This is a genomic window from Nostoc sp. FACHB-110 (assembly GCF_014697425.1).
Taxonomy (GTDB): Bacteria; Cyanobacteriota; Cyanobacteriia; order Cyanobacteriales; family Nostocaceae; genus Nostoc_B.
On sequence record NZ_JACJRU010000003.1, the window covers coordinates 68,716 to 84,288 of the forward strand.

12 protein-coding genes and 1 pseudogene are annotated in these 15,573 nt (G+C 40.1%); 2 read left to right on the forward strand and 11 right to left on the reverse strand.

The genetic code is table 11. From position 1 onward, the window contains the following. The first annotated feature begins 75 nt into the window (after window positions 1-75). On the forward strand, window positions 76-2,127 hold the full coding sequence (locus H6G69_RS04455; protein WP_190682220.1) for a serine/threonine-protein kinase: 2,052 nt from the start codon (window positions 76-78) through the stop codon (window positions 2,125-2,127). Window positions 2,128-2,244: 117 nt separating this feature from the next. Here H6G69_RS04455 and H6G69_RS04460 read toward each other — a convergent pair whose 3' ends face one another. The 3 genes and pseudogenes from H6G69_RS04460 to hemF form a co-directional block, all read right to left on the reverse strand. Then, window positions 2,245-3,105: a fatty acid desaturase gene (locus H6G69_RS04460; RefSeq protein WP_190682222.1), complete on the reverse strand. Its 861-nt coding sequence runs from the start codon at window positions 3,103-3,105 to the stop codon at window positions 2,245-2,247. A 177-nt stretch (window positions 3,106-3,282) separates the two neighbouring features. Next, a pseudogene (locus tag H6G69_RS04465) lies at window positions 3,283-3,429 on the reverse strand (coproporphyrinogen III oxidase); the annotation flags it as partial. Between the two features lie 15 nt (window positions 3,430-3,444). Beyond that, window positions 3,445-4,503: an oxygen-dependent coproporphyrinogen oxidase gene (hemF, locus tag H6G69_RS04470; protein ID WP_190682226.1), complete on the reverse strand. Its 1,059-nt coding sequence runs from the start codon at window positions 4,501-4,503 to the stop codon at window positions 3,445-3,447. Between the two features lie 255 nt (window positions 4,504-4,758). Between hemF and acsF the strand changes: the two genes are divergently transcribed. Further along, complete coding sequence (acsF, locus tag H6G69_RS04475) at window positions 4,759-5,814, forward strand: magnesium-protoporphyrin IX monomethyl ester (oxidative) cyclase (protein ID WP_190682230.1); 1,056 nt, start codon at window positions 4,759-4,761, stop codon at window positions 5,812-5,814. A 170-nt stretch (window positions 5,815-5,984) separates the two neighbouring features. On the opposite strand, the gene H6G69_RS04480 is transcribed toward acsF, so the two are convergent. From H6G69_RS04480 to H6G69_RS04515, 8 genes are all read right to left on the reverse strand, one after another. After that, window positions 5,985-6,821, reverse strand: coding sequence for a tetratricopeptide repeat protein (locus H6G69_RS04480; RefSeq protein ID WP_190682234.1), 837 nt, complete (start codon window positions 6,819-6,821; stop codon window positions 5,985-5,987). A 295-nt stretch (window positions 6,822-7,116) separates the two neighbouring features. Continuing rightward, window positions 7,117-8,037 (reverse strand): ribonuclease D, encoded by a 921-nt coding sequence (locus H6G69_RS04485; protein WP_190682237.1) that lies wholly within the window; start codon window positions 8,035-8,037, stop codon window positions 7,117-7,119. A gap of 51 nt (window positions 8,038-8,088) precedes the next feature. Then, a complete protein-coding gene (locus H6G69_RS04490; RefSeq protein ID WP_190682240.1) occupies window positions 8,089-8,763 on the reverse strand; it encodes an ATP-dependent Zn protease in 675 nt (224 codons plus the stop codon). A 165-nt stretch (window positions 8,764-8,928) separates the two neighbouring features. Then, entirely contained in the window at window positions 8,929-9,783 is an 855-nt protein-coding gene (gene purU / locus H6G69_RS04495) for a formyltetrahydrofolate deformylase (protein ID WP_190682243.1), read from the reverse strand. Window positions 9,784-9,902: 119 nt separating this feature from the next. Beyond that, a complete protein-coding gene (locus H6G69_RS04500; RefSeq protein ID WP_190682246.1) occupies window positions 9,903-10,526 on the reverse strand; it encodes a DUF4340 domain-containing protein in 624 nt (207 codons plus the stop codon). A gap of 155 nt (window positions 10,527-10,681) precedes the next feature. Beyond that, a complete protein-coding gene (locus H6G69_RS04505; RefSeq protein WP_190682249.1) occupies window positions 10,682-12,403 on the reverse strand; it encodes a Gldg family protein in 1,722 nt (573 codons plus the stop codon). Between the two features lie 103 nt (window positions 12,404-12,506). Continuing rightward, complete coding sequence (locus tag H6G69_RS04510) at window positions 12,507-13,319, reverse strand: ABC transporter permease (RefSeq protein ID WP_190682252.1); 813 nt, start codon at window positions 13,317-13,319, stop codon at window positions 12,507-12,509. Then, on the reverse strand, window positions 13,320-14,321 hold the full coding sequence (locus H6G69_RS04515) for an ABC transporter ATP-binding protein (RefSeq protein ID WP_190682937.1): 1,002 nt from the start codon (window positions 14,319-14,321) through the stop codon (window positions 13,320-13,322). Between the last annotated feature and the right edge of the window lie 1,252 nt (window positions 14,322-15,573).

Below are 15,573 nucleotides of genomic sequence, written 5' to 3' on the forward strand. Positions count from 1 at the left end.
CGAGGGTCAATTTTATTAAGGGAAATTTCGGGGTTCGCTTCATATAAATATTTACGCAGTCGCGCCTGTCAGATCATGATCTGCTGCTTAAATCCCGATTGCCCAAATCCCTTAAATCCCAAAGGAAAGAAGTCTTGCCAAACTTGTGGAACTACCTTAGTCCCACTGTTAAGAAATCGCTTCCGGGTGATTCGGGTGCTTTCCGATGAGGGGGGATTTGGCAGAACCTATTTATCAGAAGATACAGATAAACTCAATGAACTTTGTGTAATCAAGCAATTAGCACCAAAATTTCAAGGAACTTGGTCGCAAAAAAAGGCAATGGAATTATTTGCTGAAGAAGCCAAGCGATTACAAGAACTAGGTGAACATCCACAAATTCCCACACTAATTGCTTATTTTGAACAAGATAATTGTTTATATTTGGTGCAACAGTTTATTAATGGACAAAATTTATTAAAGGAGTTACAGCAACGTAAAGCTTATAAACCTAACGAGATTCAAGCAATCTTACTAGATTTATTACCTGTTCTCAAATTTATACACGATCGCGGTGTCATTCACAGAGATATTAAACCAGAAAACTTGATTCGCTGTCGTTATGATGGCAGATTAAGCTTGATTGATTTTGGTTCTTCTAAACAATTAACTGAAAAAGTTAAAAATAAGAGTGGCACATCTATCGGTTCGCATGGTTATTCCCCACTAGAACAAATTAGAGATGGTAAAGCTTTCCCATCTAGCGATTTGTTTAGTTTGGGTGCTACCTGTTTTCATCTTTTAACAGGCGTTTCTCCCTTTCAATTGTGGATGGAACATGGCTATGGCTGGGTGAATAACTGGCGACAATATTTACGTAGTCCATTAACGCCAGAATTTGATGGCGTGATGAATAAACTATTACAAAAAGACTTAAATCAACGCTATCAAGCGGCAGATGAAGTTATTAAAGACTTACTGCCGAAACAGCCACTTGCCTTACCACCTGCGGGACAATCATCAGGAAAATTATCATCTGTACCGCAAACAAAAGCTTTGCCGTTTAGATATGTTTTATTGAAAGGTTTAGTCTTGACCTGTGCTTTGATTTTATTATTTGGATTTAGCGATTCTTGGTATCAACAATATCATCGAATTCAAACTAGTTTATTATCGAGGTTAAAGCAGACAAAACATAGTTCTGATACAGGCGAAGCAGTTTTTATTCAACCACCTAATCATCCGATAGAAAGCATTTCGTTAGCAAATAACTTTAAAGCCCATAGCAAATATGTAGTATCTGTTGTTGTCAGCCCAGATGGTCAAACGATTGCCAGTAGTGGCGAAAGTGAATCCAATATTAAAGTTTGGAATTTAAATACTGCCCAAGAATTATTTACCCTCAATGGCCATACTCAAAAAGTGAATGCGATCGCAATTCATCCCAATGGCAAAATTTTAGTTAGTGGTAGTGATGACAAAACTATCAAAATTTGGAATTTAACCACAGGTGAAATTATTCGCACCTTAGAAGGACATAGCGATTCTGTTCAAGCATTAGCTATTAGTCCCAATGGCAAAATTTTAGTCAGTGGTAGCGATGACAACACGATTAAAATCTGGAATTTAACCACAGGAAAATTAATTAGAACATTAATTGGACATAAATTTTGGGTGCGATCGCTTGCTATCAGTTCTGATGGCATTCACTTAGCTAGTGGCAGTTTTGATAAGACTATCAAATTGTGGAAACTCTATCAAAACGAGCCAGCACGTACCCTCATAGGAAATACAAATACAGTTACATCTGTTACTTTTAGTCCAGATAATACAACCTTGGCTAGCACCAGCCGCGATCGCACTATAAAACTTTGGGATGTCGCCTCAGGAGAAGTCATCCGCACTTTCAATGGTCATACCAACACCGTTACTTGTGTAGCTTTTAGCCCAGATGGTACAACTCTAGCTAGTGCCAGCCGCGATCGTACCATCAAAATCTGGGACTTAACTACTGGTGCAGTCATCCACACATTAGAGGGACATGAAAATACAGTGACCTCTGTCGCCTTCACTCCTGACGGTCAAACTATTGTCAGTGGTGGTGAAGACAATACTATTAAGATTTGGCGAGTTTCGACAAAGAATTAGGGTTTAGGGGTGTAAGTGTTGAAAAAACTTACAAATCCTACCCTGATGTTACAAATTCATTTGTTTTTCATTCTTCCCCCTGCTCCCTGCCCCCTGCTCCCCTGCGGTCTCCAGGCATCAACTTGAAAGGGAAACAGCATTAGCAGGTGGCAAGTTCACATCCTTGGCTAAACCCAGTATTTTCAACAATTGAATCGCCCACCAAGTAACATCAATTTCCCACCAACGCCAGCCACACTTGGCGACATGAGGGTAAGCGTGATGATTGTTGTGCCAGCCTTCGCCATAAGTTAGAATTGCCGCCCACCAAAGATTACGGGAATTATCATTGCTTTCAAAGCTGCGATATCCCCACATATGAGTTACTGAGTTAATAAACCACGTTGTATGCCAGAGAATCACACATCTGACAAATACGCCATAGATAATAAATGACCAACCGCCTAGGGCATAAAGCAATAATGCAACGGGAATTTGTAATAACCAAAAGTAGCGATTTAGCCAATGGTAAAAGGGATCTCGCGCTAAGTCAGGCGCAAATCGTTGGTAACATTCAAAATTAAAAAACTCTTGACGAGGATAAAAAATCCAGAGGATATGACTCCACCAAAAACCTTTACTGGCAGAGTAAGGATCTTTGTATTCGTCTTCGGTATAAGCATGGTGCAAACGATGTCCAGCAACCCAAAAAATAGGCCCTCCTTGGAGAGATAATGCACCTAAAAAGGCGATCGCATATTCTAACCAGCGAGGTACTTTAAAGCTGCGATGGCTTAGTAGCCGATGATATCCTAAACAAACTCCAATGCTGCCAAATAACCAGTGCAGCAATAAAGTTACTCCTAATGCAGACCAAGAAAAAAACCAAGGTGCTAGTAATGCCAGTGCATGAATTCCCGCAAAAAAAGCCACAGTTGGCCAATTTATCCGCAAAGGCTGTGGATTTTCTGGCAGAGTTTGAAATGAATGAAATGTCACTAAATACTTCCTCAAGAACCACTAATTTATAAGATAAGAAATTGGAATCTCTTTAATCCCAATTTCTTTTACAATTTCAAATAGCTTTAGAAAAGCCAGTAAAATTACGCTCTTCAAGATAGTTATCAAATACAGCAGCAATATTGCGAATGAGTAATCTTCCCACAGGTGTCACCTCAATGCGATCGCTGCTTTAAAGTCTATCTCTGCAAAATCTTCTTTTAACTCTGTAGCAGGGGGATAGCTAGTGTAACGAGGTAAAGGGCGATCGTATTTTGTTAGTAAATCGGCATCGAATTTAACGGTTTGTGGCAAAACCTTCATATTAGAGGTTACAGGTTAGAGGTTACAGGTATTCGCCCAATCTTGAGGTTGAAGAAAGACTTCGGTTAGCTGGGCTTCGGGTGAACCTGGTTCTGGCTCATAGCAGTATTCCCAGCGTGCTAGAGGTGGTAAGGACATCAAAATCGATTCTGTGCGGCCGTTGGTTTGCAGACCAAACACTGTGCCTCGGTCATAAACTAGGTTAAATTCGACGTAACGACCCCGGCGATAAAGTTGAAATTGACGCTGGCGATCGCTATACTCTGTTTCTTGTCGCCGTTCTACAATCGGTAAATAAGCAGGTAAAAAAGCTTTGCCGCAAGACTGGACAAACGCAAAGATATCTTCCCAACTCCGAGAAACAGTTCCTACTTGCTGACTGTAAACTGCTGCATCACTCTCAGTTTGCGAACCCACGTAAAGACTACCGTTAGCATCTTGATAGTCGAAGAAAATACCACCAATACCTCTTTGTTCTTGGCGATGGCGCAAATAAAAGTATTCATCACACCAGCGTTTGAAGGTTGGATAATACTCTGGATGATGGGCATCACAAGCATTTTTAAATGTCTTGTGGAAGTGTATCGCATCCTCAGTAAAAGCATAGTAAGGCGTTAAATCAGCCCCGCCACCAAACCACCAAATCGGGCCTGCTTCAAAATAGCGGTAGTTGAGGTGTACTGTTGGCACGTATGGGTTGCGAGGATGCAGAACCATTGAGGTTCCCGTCGCAAAAAATTCATGTCCAGCCGCTTCTGGACGTTGCGCCAAAATCGCCGCCGGGAGACTCTTTCCCCAAACTGCGGAAAAATTGACACCACCCTGTTCAAAAACTCGTCCTTCTCGAATGACGCGGGTACGTCCTTCACCGCCTTCTGCGCGCTCCCAGTAATCTTGGTGAAATCGTGCTTTACCGTCAAGTTGTTCTAATCCTGTGCAGATTTCATCCTGTATGTTCTGCATGAATTGTTGCACTCGCACCCGTGAATCTTTGGGTATGGTGTTGTTAGGTGATGAGAGCAATGCTGTGTGATTTGCAGATTCTTGCAGAGAATTATCCCAATGACGACTCATGTCAAAACCTCTAAATCTTTGAGTAGGGGTGATTACCACTGATTAATAACTTTATAGTTATTGAGCGATTTTAAAACACAGAAGTTTCAAAACTTAATAAACTATCTCAACCCAAGTCCTCAAAGCCTTTCCCAGATTACCTAAATATGGAGTATCACAAAATTTGCTGAAGGAATGTAAAGAGGTCTAGCTAAAGAACTCCAAGTATTATAACTTAATAGCTATGCAATTATTTAACTGATTACCGCACTAACAATGGTTACTGCCCTACCTAAACCAAGCACTAAAACTCCCAGCCAAGAGACTCTACTCACTCCCCGTTTTTATACTACGAATTTTGAAAAAACCGCTAACTTAGATTTATCTGCCCAAGACTCCCAATTACAGGCGATGTTAGAAGAGATGCGGGCAGATTACAACCGCCACCATTTTGTCCGGGATGAAGCGTTTGAAAAGTCTTGGGAACACATTGACGGTGAAGCCAGACAATCGTTTATGGATTATTTGGAACGCTCTTGTATTTCTGAGTTTTCCGGCTTCTTACTGTTCAAAGAATTATCCCGCAAGTTGAAAAATCGCAGTCCATTACTCGCGGAGATGTTTCAACTAATGGCGCGGGATGAAGCTCGCCACGCCGGATTTCTCAACAAAGCAATGGGCGATTTTAAACTCTCCTTAGATTTAGCCAAGGTGACGAAAACCCGCACCTATACCTTTTTCCCGATAGAGTGGGTACTTTACACCGTTTATCTATCAGAAAAAATCGGCTATTGGCGTTACATCATTATCTTCAGACATTTAGAAAAGCACCCGGAAAACCAGTTTTACCCAATCTTCCGTTACTTTGAGAGTTGGTGTCAGGACGAAAACCGCCACGGGGATATATTTAAAGCTCTTTTACGTTCTCAACCACAATTGTGGAAGACTTGGAAAGCTAGGTTGTGGAGTCGCTTTTTCTTACTGTCGGTATTTGCTACCCACACGATGACAGTGCATGAACGGACTGGTTTTTACAAGTCTTTAGGATTAAATGCGACAGAATTTGACCGCCAAGTTGTTTACCACACCAATGAAACGGCGGGACGGGCTTTTCCTGTGATGTTGAATACTGAACATCCGCAGTTTTTCCCTCGCCTGCAACGCTGTGCGGGTTACAACTTAAAAATTGTAGAGATTGAGCGTAGTTCTAGTGCAAAATTTGTGAAGCTGATTCGCAAACTACCTTTGATTGCAGCCATTGTTGGGAATTTGCTGTTACTTTACCTAATCAAACCTATTGATACTGAAGCTTTGCGAGGAAACGTACTTTAGGGCCTAATAGTAAAAAGAAAAACGGCTGTGTGGATTTTTTCTTTTTACTCAGGACTTACGCAAAAATTCTCAAAAAGCTTAATTTATCGAACCGCCAAGTCGCCTTCGCGCAGCGTCTCGTAGAGAAGAACGCCAAGAAATCGTAGAGTCTGCGTAAGTCCTATTACTATTTACTGCCCTAATTCTTTGAGATTATTCATGACTTGTTGATACAGTTCATTATTATTCTGGCTTTGAAATATAGCTGCGGCTTGTTCTAAATCATTAATTGCGCCTTGTTTGTCTCCTAGAGCCGCACGGGCGTTACCTCGGTTATTGTAAGCTGGGGCAAAACGCGGGTTGAGGCGTATGGCTTCATTGTAATCAGTTATGGCTCCTTGTTTATCTCCCTGGGCGGAACGGGCGTTACCGCGATTATTATAGGCGATCGCATATTTAGGATTTAATTGTATTGCTTGATCGTAATCATCCAAGGAACCATCTTTTTCACCTAGAGCAGCCCGGGCATTAGCGCGGTTATTATAAGCTTCAGCGTAGTTGGGTGAAAGCTTAATTGCTTGATTATAGTCCGCGATCGCACCTCGATTATCTCCTAGTGAGGCACGGGCATTTCCCCGACTGTTATAGGCTTCGGCATCGTTGGGAGAAAAGCGCAAGGCTTCGTTGTAATCGGAAATCGCTTTTTGCTTGTCTCCTAAGTCAAAGTAGACGAGTCCCCGCCCTTTGTAGGCTGCACCATATTCAGGATTTAGGTTGAGTGCTTTAGTGTAAGATGCGATCGCAGCTTGGGAATCACCTTTAAGGTGCTGATTCTGCCCTTGAAGATACAGTGCGCCAGCTTGAGAAGTTTTAATTGTGCGGCGGGCGGGCGGGGTGAACCCGATTTCTGTCACCAAAACATTCTTGTCTCTATTACAAGAAACAAGCGTTGCACTTAATGTTGCCAGCACAACTACAATCAATGTTTTTAACTTCACCCGTTTTTGCTCCAATAACAGCAGCTTCATAAGTTGCTCTCAACCATCACCCACCTGGATTAAATTAGCACCCAATGTAGTTAATTGTTTAAATAGGAAGAGATTCTAAATTTTTGCAGATGTGCAAATGTGATTAGATTGCACAGCGTAGAGATTCCCTAGGTTTAATAACGAATATCTGCCGCCTCAACCGGGAACTTTATCAACTTTATATCTGTTATTGAACAATTTAGAAGTTACTTTTTATGCTATTGGTTATATCTTGAGTTGTAACTTCTGATACTCTAAATTTAATTGAAAATTACTATAACTTGATAAATAGCTATTAAAATTCTGCTTGATTTTCTTCCTGAGATTTAGAAGTCAGCCGCCAAGCTGTATTTGTATCTATTTCTACAGAAAGTTCTTCGAGATTTGCCCCTAAATCTTTTTGTAATTTTTGAGTTAATGTCACGGGGAAATCTAAATTTATGCCTTTAGTCTGTACTAGCCTAGCTAATTCTGCAAATTGGGTTTTAACAGTTTTGCGTTCATAACCACTCAGCTGACAAAAGGATGTTTCTGATACATTTTGCGTTTGCATAGCTTTTTTAATTCGCTCTTGCAAATGCTCATATTCAGAATTTAATAGCTTCCATTGCTCCTCTAGTTGTGTGTATTTGCGGCCGAGAGCTATTAAATTTTCTGTTTCTGGATCAGGATTACTTTCTGTTTCTAATTCTAACAAACGGCTATGCACTTGAGCAAGATAAATGCAATCAAGGTAAGCATAATCTATTTGGTCTTCACTTAAAGGGCGTTGTCCCCAATCGCTATTTTGTTCGGCTTTTTCAATGTGATGGAAGTTACATAAAACGCTGGCTAGAGTTTTGAGTTGATAGTTAGAAACTGGCAAGAGATAGTAAGGAATTTTCTTGGCCATTTCTAAAGTACAAGTAATATTTTTGGCTTTTTTATTACCTAAAAACTTTAAATCATAGCTAGCATTATGAAATACTTTTTTGATAGCGGGATTGAGCATAATTAGCTCAATGAAATCAGCTACGACATCAGTTTGATTTAATACATCCAAAATAAAGACGCGATCGCCACTCATATCATCGGGATCATCTAATATTTGAATCAGAGATAATCGGGGATGGCGACTATTAAATTCAGCTACTTCTGTATCTATCCACAAAGCTGTAGCTTGGGTATATTTAGCAACGATATCGTAAATTTCACTCTTCTCAGTCAAGTAGGGCATAGAAGATTCATCTCAGCAATTTATCTGTTTTTTCTTTTTACTTTTACCTTTTTACTTTTGACTTATAACACTTTGACATTCTGCAACAGAGGCGCGTTGTTGCATAGCTTGAACTAAGGCTTGGTAACTTTCCCAATTTTCTTGTAACAAATTTTTGGCTTGTAAGATGTGAAACCGTTGTTTTTGCTGAAAGGCTGACTCGGAAAAACCGATAATTTTTAATACTTCTGCTAGTTTAGTTTTATCATCACCGCCACCTTCGGCACGCTCATATACCAAAGCTTCCGCCGCAATACCAGCCATCCACATTGTGCAGTAACGGTCTAGCATTTGCGCGCTGATTGTACCTTTTTCTAATTGGGCGGCTAACTCAGCATCATTAAAAGTTACGCCGCCTTGTCCGGCTTGTCCTTGCTTCCACGCTTCCCACGCGCTGAGGGTGTAACCAGTGACAGGAATGCCCAGTAAGTCAGCGACTAAAAAATGTCCGGCTTCATGATGGATAATGCGATCGCGGTGTTCCTGAGAAAATCCCGCAATCAAATCTAAAAAAATCGTTCCGCCTTTACCTTGAAAACTAAAACTATCTAAAGTGGCGATTCCCAAGATGGCGAAGGTGACGAGGGCGGGTACTGTGGGCGATAAGTTAATTAACGGCCCCAACAGTACCGAAAAAGTCATGAGAAAGATGGAGATAGCTACTAAATTCAGGGCTGTCTGGCTCATTTTGAGTTTTTAACTATAACTTAATCTTTCTTAATTATGTAGCGATCGCTGACACCTTATACAATTTTGGATTTAATTGCCTGCTGACAATACACATAAAGTAATAAGCTGTAGCAATCCGTGTAGGAAATGCAAACAAATCTGTTTCCCATGTCCTGTTCCCTATTACTCAAATACGACAGTGCGATTACCATAAACTAAGACGCGATTTTGCAAGTGTAATCTCACGGCTCTAGCTAAAACAACTCGCTCTAAATCCTTACCTTTTCTCATTAAATCTTCAACTTCATCGCGGTGGCTGACGCGCACAACATCTTGCTCAATAATTGGCCCTGCATCTAAATCAGATGTAACATAATGTGAAGTTGCACCAATAATTTTTACGCCTCTTTCAAAAGCGCGATGATAGGGATTAGCACCAACAAAAGCTGGTAAAAATGAGTGATGAATATTAATAATTTGGGGAAATTTAGCAATAAAATCTGCGCTGACAATTTGCATATATTTAGCCAACACAACTAAGTCTATTTTGTATTGTTGGAGTATTTCTAGTTGTTTAGCTTCTTGTTCTAGTTTGTTTTCTTTAGTAATAGGGATGTGATGAAAATCAATACCAAATTGGTCAGCAACTACTTTTAAATGAGGATGGTTGCTAATAATTAAAGGTATTTCCGCCGCGAATTCTTTGGCACGATATCGCCAAATCAAATCATAAAGACAATGGTCTTGACGGCTGACCCAAATAGCTATACGGGGTACAGCATCAGAAAAATGTAATTCCCATTTTGCACCTAAAGGTTGGGCTATCGCATTAAAAGCTGGTGCAATTAAATCTTTCGGTAAATTAAAGCCTTCCAACTGCCATTCAAGCCGGGTGAGAAATAACCCAGCCGAAAAATCGGTGTGCTGATCTGCATGAATAATATTGCCACCATTGGCATAGATAAAGTTAGCAATTTTGGCGACTAATCCTCTTTGGTCAGGGCAAGAAATCAGCAAGGTTGCAGTTGAGTTGGACATAAAAGGCAGATGACAGGGTGAAAGATAGTAAATCAAACTTAAATTCGGATCTAAAAACCCGCGCAAGCGGGTTTAGTTTGTATAGCAGCGATTTCTAATCGCTGGTTGCTTTTTTGTGGTTATTTAGTATTAGTTGGCGTTGGTAGAGTCAGGCTAGGTAATGGTGTTGATTGACTATTATTAGGCGTTTGTTGCCACTCTGATAGCTCCCTATTTACGGCATTTTGAAAATCTGTAGATACCAATAATACATTGATATTGCCATTTGGTTGCGTAGCTGAGTCAGCTTGAGCATACACAAAACGGTTATTAAAATCAGATTTCCCCAAAACTAATTGATGAGTTTTCTGATTTTTTAGGTTAATTTTAATAGTTGCTTGCGGTTGGTCTAAACCAAATTCTCCCAGTTGGTTAGCGGGGGTAGATAAAATGCGATCGCTTTTACCTTTAACCAACAAATCCATTAAATAATAAACAATAGCATCATTTGCAGGTTGTGATACTGGCGATTTTAACAACCACTTAGGATTGCTAGATTGATTGTTGCGTTCTAAAACCAAAGTGTTATTTTTAGTCTGCACAGTTAAAGACTGCACATCCGCTTCTGTAAACGCAAAGATTTGCTGCTGTTTATCTTTAGCTTCTTCTGGCTGGGTTGCGCCTTTAATTTCATGGAAATATACAAAACCACCCAAACCCAGCGCCAACAATACCAAAATTAAAGTCGTGCGTGGCAATTTCATCTGAAGTATGAAGTATGAAGTGTGAAGTATGAAGTATGAAGTATGAAGTATGAAGTCTGAAGTCTGAAGTATGAAGTGTGAAGTCTGAAGTATGAAGTGTGAAGTCTGAAGTCTGAAGTATCAATTTTTAATTCATCTCTAGGCTTTGTCTTTCCTCAACGTCGTCGCCACCAGATCAAGCCAGCAGCTAATAAACCAATGGCAGGTAACAATAACAAGGATGTTACGGCTAAGAAATTAGCTTCGATACCTGATAAATTGAGTCGGCGGTTTTTCACTTCTTTCGGACGAATGGAAAGAGGTTGCTGATCCTGTTGACTCAGCCATGTAACAGAATTGAGAAACACATCGCCATTAAGTTGTTGTTCAAATAGTCCATTGCTGGCGAAGTCAGAGTTTCCGAATACTACTAATCTTGATTCTTTGAATTTTGGTGCAGATTTCTCTGTGGTTGTGGGAGTAGGTGTTGGGGTTGTCGGTTCTGGTGAGGGAGTTGTGGTGGTTGTCGGTGTTGGTGTTGGGGTTGTCGGTGCTGGTGAGGGAGTTGTGGTGGTTGTTGCTGCTGTGGGTGAAGGTGAAGGTGTAGGTGTAGGTGTAGGTGTAGCTGTTGGGGTTGTTGCTGATAATGGTTTCGTCAATGCCGCACCTAAAGTCAGTGGCCCTTTGAGGTCTTTATCAGCATTAAACTCTAACTTTTCGCTTTGCAAATCGCTTTCCGCCCAACTACTAGGGTAAGGTTTGGTACGTAATAGGGGTGTAGACTGGACACCAGCTACAGGCGTAATTTCTATTGGTCTAGCCAAGCGATAAAAAGAAACACCGTTACCGAAATCTTTAGTAATTGGGTGTTGTCCGTAGTCATTGATGATGGGTACAGCTGGGCCTAGTCCTACACCTGCACCGGAGACATCAACGGCTAAACGATTATCTAGACGTACACCCCATTCTTGTAACAAACTGCCCAGTTTAGGGTCTGTGGATGGGTCAATCATCATCAGCAGATTACCACCACGATTAAGATAATCACGCAAGGCTGTCACCTCAGCGTCAAACAGTCCGCGTTTGGGGCCGGCGATGATGACCACAGCAGCATCATCAGGAACTTTGGTACTTTCTACTAAATTTAATGGTTCTGTATTAAAGTTTCTGTCACCTAAGGCTTTGACAGCTTGTGCAATACCACCTTCATTATTATCTAGTGGGCGCTCGCCGTGACCTTGCAGTAAGTAAACTTTAGCTGTAGTTAAACTAGTAATTTGTTGTAAGCGATTAGTTAATTTAACTTCTGAAAGTCTTTCGTTTTCATTGACAGTTTGGACTAATTGGCGTTTATCCCCAGATTCGAGATAAACTTCGCCAAAATTTTTTACACCAAATTTTTCTGCTACTCCTGGTCTAGCTTGAGGGTCAATATATTCAAAATTAAAGTTGCGGTTTTGCCGACGATAAATTTCTAATAATTCTCTGTCGCGGTTGTTAGGATTTGGACTAAATATCCATACTTTGACAGGCTGTTGTAAGTTACTAACTAGGGCTTGTGATTGGGGTGCAAGGGTAAATAATTTAGTTTCTGTTAAGTCGGCACGCACATGATAGCGACTACCTAAAAAATTAATTAATCCTAATATGAAGATGACAGATAAAGTGGCAATGATGGCATTAGTTCCAGCTTGAGTAGAACGGCGACCAAACCAATTATGACGCTGGATTTGCCATGCTAGCCATAGAACAATAATCAAAAGTCCTAAACTGATGATTGCGAGGGGGATTGTTCCCCAATTTCCAGCTACAATCCCAGATGTAACACCAGCAATTAAAAAAAATGGGCCTAGCCAAAATAAATATTGCCAAAGTGATTTTTTTGTAATTTTTTTCATCTTTTTCGTCATTTTTTCTTTACCTTGACTCGAAATTTTAGTTTTTAGATTTGTAATTAAACAATTCAAAATTACCGCAGCTAAAATCTAAAATCCGAAATTATTACTGTCTTTGGAAGCGTAAGGCATCAATTGATTGAGCCGTGAGAAAAATTCCCAAAAAGATGTAACTGGCAAATAAAATTAAACTGCTGGTATCAAAAATACCTTGAACCAGAGTATTGTAATGTTTAACGAGTGATAAATTCCCCAAAAATTCGCCGAAAACACCGCCAATTCTTTGCGAAATCAAGTCGGGAATTAATAATAGTAAAAAGCCTGCGGCGAAGGTAAAGACAGCCGCCCAAATAGTGCTGTCTGTTAAGGAAGAAATAAACATCCCTAAAGACAAGATTGATGCTGCTAACAAAATTAATCCTAAATGTGCTAACAAAGGCATTGTCGGCGGGATAGGAGGGTTAGCACGACTCAAAGCGATCGCCTCTAACAATACCATCGGCAAAAACATTGTAGTAAAAAATGTTACTACTCCTAATAATTTCCCAACAGCGATCGCCCAATTAGTCACAGGAGATGTCGCTAATAGTTCTAATGTGCCACGTTTGCGTTCTTCGGCGTAAAGTCCCATTGACAGCATCGGTAGCACAAACAATAATATCCACGCTAACCCATTTAAAAAATCTTGCACTAATCTCGCACCAACATCTAAGGAGATGGGTACGCCAAATTGCTGACCTTGTAAATCTGCATAAGCAGCTTCCGCCATTAAGCCTGTCGGCCCCAGCAAAATCAAGAAAAATAATATTCCGGCGATGAACCAAAATACACAAGCGATCGCATAAGCTAAAGGCGAGCCAAAATAACTCTGCAACTCTCGGCGATAAATAGCAATAATATTTGCCAGCACGATACCCATTTATGCTGCTTCTCCTTCGTTGGCTGTTGATTCTTCCTCGGTGACAAAATTCTTTTCTTCGGTGGTCAATTGCAAAAACACATCTTCTAAAGTCGCGCTCACTCGGCGCATTTCTTGTAAGCCAAACCCTGCACGAATTAAGATGGCGGCGATATCCTTTCCTGGTTCAGTTCCAGGATGAGATATGACTCGCAAATAACTGCGTCCGTCTCTCGCCTCATTCAGGTGATGACCAGGAATTGATTCTACCAAACTCACGCCGGCTACGTTTTGCAATACTTGTTTGGCCAGGTTGACTTCTCCTTCAATTTCTATTTCATAGCCGGAACCACCTGTCAACTGGGTCATCAGAGTTTCTGGTGTATTTGTGGCTACAACTTTACCGCGATTGATAATTGCCACACGGCTACAGGTCATACTCACTTCAGGCAGAATGTGGGTAGAGAGAATAATTGTGTGTGTCCCCGCTAGACTTTTAATTAAATTCCGCACTTCAATGATTTGGCGGGGGTCAAGTCCGACTGTGGGTTCATCGAGAATAATCGCTGGCGGGTCGTGAACAATCGCCTGAGCAATGCCGACTCTTTGGCGATATCCTTTAGAAAGTTTGCGAATAATTACCCGTCGCTTTTCTTGTAAGTTGCACTTTTCAATCGCTGTTTTGACTTTCGCAACGCGATCTCCTGCGGGTACTCCTTTAATTTGGGCGACAAAGTTTAGAAATCCCTCTACCGTCATTTCTGGATATAACGGCGGTGTCTCTGGTAAATAGCCAATTCGCTGACGCACCGCCAAAGAATTTTCATGGACATCAAACCCAGCAATTTTCGCTGTGCCACTACTTGCAGGTAAATAACCTGCTAAAATTCTCATGGTTGTGGTTTTACCCGCGCCATTTGGGCCTAAAAAGCCTAAAATTTCACCTTGCTCAACTCTAAAGCTCACATCAGTAATTGCTGGGGTAGAACCGTATGTTTTACTGAGATGTTCGACTTCAATCATAGGTAAGGGTGGCGATCGCAAACTAGAGAATACCCAACAATCTTAGATCATCATGGAATGGCAATGAGAGTTAAAGCTACATAAGTAACTGTTATGGAAAAGAGTCTAAATCCTATTAAGTAAAATTTGTTACTTCTCCCTCAGCAGTTAATAAAAATGTTAATTGCTCAACTAAAATTATTAAAAATCAGTAGTTTTTGTAGCGAAAATTGTGGCATTTTGGCAGTTTTTTAAAATTTCCCGTTGCTAAATTAATAAACACTCCAAGTGAGGACTGAATAAAAAACTTAAATACCGTAATAAATTGCTGTATTTATGTATATAAAATCAGTCTTCCTGAAGGACTATAAAATTTAAATTTCATTATTTCCAGAGTCCAAGGTGTATTGCCCCTTTCAAGCTATTGCGACGGGATAAAACCCGTCTTTTCTCCTTACTAATTTTTGATTTATTTACTACTAACCATTGACAGAAATAGTCAGTAGATATTTATGTAATTTTTTTAAAGGCTTCCAGAAATTAAATTATTCAACCAACAAGTGCCAAAATTCTCATCAAGAATCTTTTTCTCTCGGTGTAATACCATTTCACGAAAAATCTGATACAAATATAAATCCTGAAACTCTTGCTAATCCTCTCTTTTTAATTGAGAATTGCGCATTGCGAATTGCAAATTGGTATAACCTCTGCACCCTTGCTATCCTTGATGATTGGATATTTAGTTAAAAGGATATTATGTCTGCAATATCAGCAGTTTTAAGTTTTACAATATTTACTATATAGCGATTCCCAGTTAAGTGAGGTACAGGTAATATTTTGAAACGCAGAGGGTCGCAGAGTTAAGCGCAGAGGTACGCAGAAATTTGTACTTCAGCAGACTAGGAAACGCTATAAATGATTTTTATTTTAGATGTATTTAATAATACCAATACTATCTATATATCAGTTTTTACAAGTTTTGGATACATCCCTGAGGAAGATGCTTTAGAGTGAAAAACATGAGTAAATAGGTGCGGGATGTTGTTATGCACTGGATTTATATTCAGGTTTGGTGGTGAGCCAAACCTTTTTTCTTTATAACTAGGTAAAATTAGATAAACATTAAATTATACTGAATCTACTCACATTAATACAAGCTACATATTTGCAGAAAATTTAGGCGATCGCTACCCTAATTACTGGCCTCAAAATCAATTTGTTTTGAATTAAATCAGCTAAAAAAAGCATAAAAAAGCTGAAACGCTAATAAAAG

Excerpts from the sequence above, each read along its gene's own strand:
- H6G69_RS04455 (WP_190682220.1), top strand. The coding sequence starts at position 76 with ATGATCTGCTGCTTAAATCCCGATTGCCCAAATCCCTTAAATCCCAAA.
- H6G69_RS04515 (WP_190682937.1), bottom strand. The coding sequence starts at position 14,321 with ATGATTGAAGTCGAACATCTCAGTAAAACATACGGTTCTACCCCAGCA.
- H6G69_RS04500 (WP_190682246.1), bottom strand. The coding sequence starts at position 10,526 with ATGAAATTGCCACGCACGACTTTAATTTTGGTATTGTTGGCGCTGGGT.
- H6G69_RS04480 (WP_190682234.1), bottom strand. The coding sequence starts at position 6,821 with ATGAAGCTGCTGTTATTGGAGCAAAAACGGGTGAAGTTAAAAACATTG.
- acsF (WP_190682230.1), top strand. The coding sequence starts at position 4,759 with ATGGTTACTGCCCTACCTAAACCAAGCACTAAAACTCCCAGCCAAGAG.
- purU (WP_190682243.1), bottom strand. The coding sequence starts at position 9,783 with ATGTCCAACTCAACTGCAACCTTGCTGATTTCTTGCCCTGACCAAAGA.
- H6G69_RS04485 (WP_190682237.1), bottom strand. The coding sequence starts at position 8,037 with ATGCCCTACTTGACTGAGAAGAGTGAAATTTACGATATCGTTGCTAAA.
- H6G69_RS04505 (WP_190682249.1), bottom strand. The coding sequence starts at position 12,403 with ATGAAAAAAATTACAAAAAAATCACTTTGGCAATATTTATTTTGGCTA.
- H6G69_RS04490 (WP_190682240.1), bottom strand. The coding sequence starts at position 8,763 with ATGAGCCAGACAGCCCTGAATTTAGTAGCTATCTCCATCTTTCTCATG.
- H6G69_RS04510 (WP_190682252.1), bottom strand. The coding sequence starts at position 13,319 with ATGGGTATCGTGCTGGCAAATATTATTGCTATTTATCGCCGAGAGTTG.
- hemF (WP_190682226.1), bottom strand. The coding sequence starts at position 4,503 with ATGAGTCGTCATTGGGATAATTCTCTGCAAGAATCTGCAAATCACACA.